The 4676-nt window shown below is 72.5% G+C and carries 6 protein-coding genes; 3 read left to right on the top strand and 3 right to left on the bottom strand.

Annotation, left to right across the window (positions count from 1 at the left end):
- Both B7L92_RS25600 and B7L92_RS25595 read left to right on the top strand, forming a co-directional pair.
- Window positions 1–349: anthrone oxygenase family protein (locus tag B7L92_RS25600; RefSeq protein ID WP_081239762.1), on the top strand; the 349-nt coding region annotated here is incomplete at its 5' end.
- A gap of 166 nt (window positions 350–515) precedes the next feature.
- Entirely contained in the window at window positions 516–2006 is a 1491-nt protein-coding gene (locus B7L92_RS25595; RefSeq protein ID WP_081239761.1) for a glutamate synthase subunit beta, read from the top strand.
- Between the two features lie 138 nt (window positions 2007–2144).
- On the opposite strand, the gene B7L92_RS25590 is transcribed toward B7L92_RS25595, so the two are convergent.
- From B7L92_RS25590 to B7L92_RS25580, 3 genes are all read right to left on the bottom strand, one after another.
- Window positions 2145–2948, bottom strand: a complete 804-nt coding sequence (locus tag B7L92_RS25590) for an SAM-dependent methyltransferase (RefSeq protein ID WP_081239760.1) — start codon at window positions 2946–2948, stop codon at window positions 2145–2147.
- A gap of 90 nt (window positions 2949–3038) precedes the next feature.
- Window positions 3039–3314 carry a DUF397 domain-containing protein gene (locus B7L92_RS25585; RefSeq protein ID WP_107501601.1) on the bottom strand — a complete coding sequence of 92 codons (276 nt, stop codon included), beginning with the start codon at window positions 3312–3314 and terminating at the stop codon, window positions 3039–3041.
- Between the two features lie 9 nt (window positions 3315–3323).
- Window positions 3324–4184: a Sco1979 family transcriptional regulator gene (locus B7L92_RS25580; protein ID WP_004989485.1), complete on the bottom strand. Its 861-nt coding sequence runs from the start codon at window positions 4182–4184 to the stop codon at window positions 3324–3326.
- A gap of 237 nt (window positions 4185–4421) precedes the next feature.
- Here B7L92_RS25580 and B7L92_RS41650 point away from each other — a divergent pair.
- Window positions 4422–4676: ATP-binding protein (locus tag B7L92_RS41650; protein WP_368656268.1), on the top strand; the 255-nt coding region annotated here is incomplete at its 3' end.

Here is a 4676-nt window from a genome sequence, read left to right as displayed (position 1 = left end):
CGCCGCGATGCAGGCGATCAACGCGGCGGCGGTGCGGCCGGCCTTCATGGCGCTGTTCCTCGGTTCGACGGTGCTGTGCGCGGCGCTCACCGTGGTGGCGTTCGTGCGGTGGCCCGCCGAGGGGGCGGTCGAGTCGCTGGCGGGCGGCGCGCTGTACCTGCTCGGGTCCTTCGGGCTCACCGTGGTCGCGAACGTCCCGCGCAACGACGCGCTGGCCCGGCTCGACCCGGAGGGTGCGGAGGCGTCCGCGTACTGGCCGTCCTATGTGCGCACGTGGACGACGTGGAACCACGTCCGCACGTTCGCCTCGGCCGGGGCGGCGACGGCCTACCTCCTGGCGCTCACCTGACGGATCCGCCGTCCCGGCCCTCGGGAAAGCCTCGGGAAAGCGCTGTCCGGCACCCTGCGGGCCCGCGCGAGCGGACGTATCGTGACCGGGAGGCGGCCTGACGGCGGCCGGTGGGTGCCGCCCGACGACGCACGGCCCGTCACCCGCGCACGCAAGGAAGACGGCCATGGCCGATCCCAAGGGTTTCCTGACCACGCCGCGCCAGGAGTGGCCGCGCAGGCCCGTGGAGGAACGGGTCCGGGACTGGCGGGAGGTCCATGTCCCCGGGGCGCTGCTGCCCCTCATCGGCCCGCAGGCCGACCGCTGCATGGACTGCGGGGTCCCGTTCTGCCACGACGCCTGCCCGCTGGGCAATCTGATCCCCGACTGGAACGACCTGGTCGCGCGCGAGGACTGGCGGGCCGCGGCGGAGCGGCTGCACGCCACCAACAACTTCCCGGAGTTCACCGGCCGGTTGTGCCCGGCTCCCTGCGAGGCCGGCTGCGTCCTCGCCATCAACCAGCCCGCCGTCACCATCAAGAACGTCGAGTGCGCCATCGCCGACCGGGCCTGGGAGGAGGGTTTCGCGCCGCCGGCCCCGCCGGAGCGGCTCTCCGGCCGGACGGTCGCGGTCATCGGCTCGGGGCCCACCGGACTGGCCGCGGCCCAGCAGTTGACCCGGGCCGGTCACACGGTCGCCGTGTACGAGCGGGACGACCGGATCGGCGGGCTGATGAGGTACGGCATCCCCGAGTTCAAGATGGAGAAGCACCACCTGGAACGGCGCATCGAGCAGATGCGGGCCGAGGGCACGAGGTTCCGCACGTCCACGACGGTCGGGCGCGATGTCGACGCCGCCGAGCTGCGGGCCCGTTACGACGCGCTGGTGATCGCCACGGGGGCGACCGCGTGGCGGGAACTTCCCGTACCGGGGCGCGAACTCACCGGGATCCACCAGGCGATGGAGTACCTGCCGCTGGCCAACCGGGTGTGCGCGGGGGACCTGGAGTCGTCGCCGCTGTCGGCCGCGGGCCGGCACGTCGTCATCGTCGGCGGCGGTGACACGGGCGCCGACTGCCTGGGCACGGCCGTGCGGGAGGGCGCCGCGTCCGTGACCCAGCTCGACATCTACGGCCGGCCGGGCACCGAGCGGGACGACGACGCCGAACCCTGGCCGACGTATCCCAGGCTCTACCGGCTGTCCGCCGCGCACGAGGAGGCCCGCGACCTGCGCACGGCCCCGGCGGCGGACGCGGACGCGCGCCTGTTCGCGGCGTCCACCCTGCGCTTCACCGGTGACGCGGACGGGCATGTGCGTTCCCTGCACCTGGTCGAGGTGGACGCCCGGCGCCGACCCGTGCCGGGCACCGAGCGCACCCTGCCCGCCGATCTCGTGCTGCTCGCGCTCGGCTTCTCGGGTCCGGACCGGACGGACGGGCTCATCGACCGGCTGGGACTCGCGCTGGAACCGCGCGGCACGCTCGCGCGGGACGCCGGCTTCGCCACCGGCGTGCCGGGCGTGTTCGCGGCCGGGGACGCCGCCCGCGGGCAGTCGCTCATCGTGTGGGCGATCGCCGAGGGCCGCGCGGTGGCGGCGGCCGTCGACCGCCATCTGTCGGGCGGCACCACACGGCTCCCGGCGCCCATCGGTCCGGACGACCGGCCGATGAGGGTCTGACCGGTACCGGGCACACGGCCGCGCGGGGCCGGGGCCCCGCGCGGTACGGGTGGTCGCCCGCGGCGGCCCGCCGTCCGGGACGGGCGGGCCGCCGCGGACGGGGCGGTGCCGGAACGCGGGCTCCCGCCCCGCCGGGGCTCAGGGCTTGCGCCCCACCGCCCCGTAGCCCGGGATCACCCCGTCGTCCTGCCCCTCCACCGGCTCCCCCAGCTCGGGGTGCCACCGGTGCGGCACCTGGACGCCGGGCTCGACCAGTTCGAGACCGTCGAAGAAGCGGGTGAACTCCTCGCGGGAGCGCAGCGCCAGGGTGACGCCCGCGGCCTTGAGCTTCTCGGTGGCCGCCTTCGACTCCTCGGGGGTGAAGTCGGCCGTCGCGTGGGTGACGACCAGGTGGCTGCCGGAGGGCAGGGCCGCCAGCAGCCGCCCGACCAGGTCGTGCGCCCCGTCCTCGTCGGGGACGAAGTGCAGCAGCGCGATGAGCGACAGCGCGACCGGCTCGGTGAGGTCGAGGACCTTCCGCGCGCCCTCCAGGATGCTGTCCGGGTCGCGCACGTCCGCCTGGAGGTACTCGGTCGCCCCCTCGTCCGTGCCGCGCAGCAGGGCCGCCGCGTGGGCCAGCACGATGGGGTCGTTGTCGCAGTACACGACGCGGGCCCCGGGCGTGATCCGCTGGGCGACCTGGTGGAGGTTGGGCTCGGTGGGGATGCCGGTGCCGACGTCGAGGAACTGGCGTATGCCCTGGCCGACCAGCCAGCGCGTGGCCCGGTGCATGAACGCGCGGTTCACCCGCGCCATCACCGGCACCCTCGGGTCCAGGGCCAGCATCTGCCGGCCCATGGCCTCGTCGACCGGGTAGTTGTCCTTGCCGCCGAGGTACCAGTCGTACATCCGTGCGGGATGGGGCCTGCTCGTGTCGATCTCGACGGGGGACTGCCCGGTCATGACGGACTCCATAAGTCTCTGCAGTTGTCGGTGGTCAATGCGGTGCCATATCACAAGTCAGGAAATAAAAGACAGGACGGACAACAAGGCTCAGGACAGCAGGAAGTCCGCCTCTCCCGCCTTCGCCCCCTCGATGAAGGCCGTCATCTCGGCGGAGGTGTAGATGAGCGCCGGCCCGTCCGGATCGGTGGACTGCCGTACGGCGATCCGGCCGTCGTCGAGCTTCATCGCCTCCAGGCAGTTGCCTCCGTTGCCGCCGCTCCACGGCTTGTGCCAGCCCTCACTGCCCAGCTCCCGCGCGGGCATGCCGTTGTAGATCCGCTCGGCGCGGACCCGCGGTCGGGGCAGGGACGTCAGGGACTCCATGAGTTCCATTCACAGCTCCTTGCGGAGATCCCGGAGGATCTCCTTCGTGCGATGTGCCGTAGCGGCCTGCGCCGCCATGCGGTCCATGACCTCGAGGTGGGTCGCCACCTCGGCGCGCGCGTCCAGGTAGACGGCGCCGGTCAGGTACTCGCTGTAGACCATGTCCGGCAGTTCGGGCATGGCGAATCGGAACAGCACGAAGGGCCCGTACGTGCCGGGGTGCGGCCCGCTGGAGAACGGGGCGACCTGCAGCGTCACGTTGGGCAACTTCGTGGCCTCGAGCAACTTGTCGATCTGGGCACGCATCACCTCCGGACCGCCGACCGGGCGGCGCAGCGCGGTCTCGTCCATCACGACCCACAGCCGGGGCGCGTCCTCGCGGGTGAGCAGTTCCTGCCGTTGCGTGCGCAGGTCGACGTGGCGCTCGATGTCCTCGGGCCGCGTCTGCCCGACGGCGCCCGAGCGCAGCACCCCGCGCGCGTAGTCCTCGGTCTGGAGCAGTCCGGGGACGAAGTGGGGTTCGTAGCTGCGGATGAGGGAGGCCGCGCCCTCCAGGCTGACGTACATCGAGAACCAGCCGGGCAGGATGTCGTGGAAGCGCTGCCACCAGCCGGGCCGGTTGGCCTCCTCCGCCAGCTGCACGAACGCGTCGGCCTCGTCCTCGCAGACGCCGTAGGCCTTCAGCAGGAGCTGGAGGTACGGGATCTTCAGCGCGACCTCGGCCATTTCCATGCGGCGGACGGTGGCGGGGGCGACACGGAGGATGCGGGCGGCTTCCTCCCGCTTGAGTCCCGCGCGTTCCCGCAGGTCCAGCAGGCGCCGACCGAGGACGACCTGACCGACCGTCGGCGCGGACCGCGGTTCGCTCACGCTCCACCTCCACGAGAAGAATTCCTGACAGCCCGGCGGCGTCCGTTCGACGATCCGCCCCGGGAACCCGTCCGCCCGGCCGTCACTCCGACCCTGTGCTCGAACGAGTCTTCGGCGGCCCCAACTGACGCCGCGCGAGGTGCTGTTGCGAGCAGTGTGCCACGCCCGTCCAGACCGTCACACAACACTCTGCATTTTTCAGAGTGACACTTGCCAAGTGTTCACGGCGGGGCGATAGTGGCAAGCGTGATTCCGTCCGCGCCCTTAGGAACAGACGCCGTCGCAGGCCCCCTCGGCCTCGGCGCCACCTCGGAAGACGACCCCGCGGGGGCCGCTGCCGAGCGCCGGTTCCGTTTCGAACTGGCCGCCCATCCGGGTTCCCCCGCTCAGGCCAGACGCCTGACGAGATCACGGCTGACCGGCTGGTCGGTGTGCGAGGACACCCGCGACACAGCGGCCCTGGTCGTCTCCGAACTGGTCACCAACGCCATC

This window comes from Streptomyces viridosporus, assembly GCF_002078235.1.
Lineage (GTDB): Bacteria > Actinomycetota > Actinomycetes > Streptomycetales > Streptomycetaceae > Streptomyces > Streptomyces viridosporus.
Note: the sequence above shows the minus strand (reverse complement) of the source record. Positions and strands in the feature narration are given on the sequence as shown.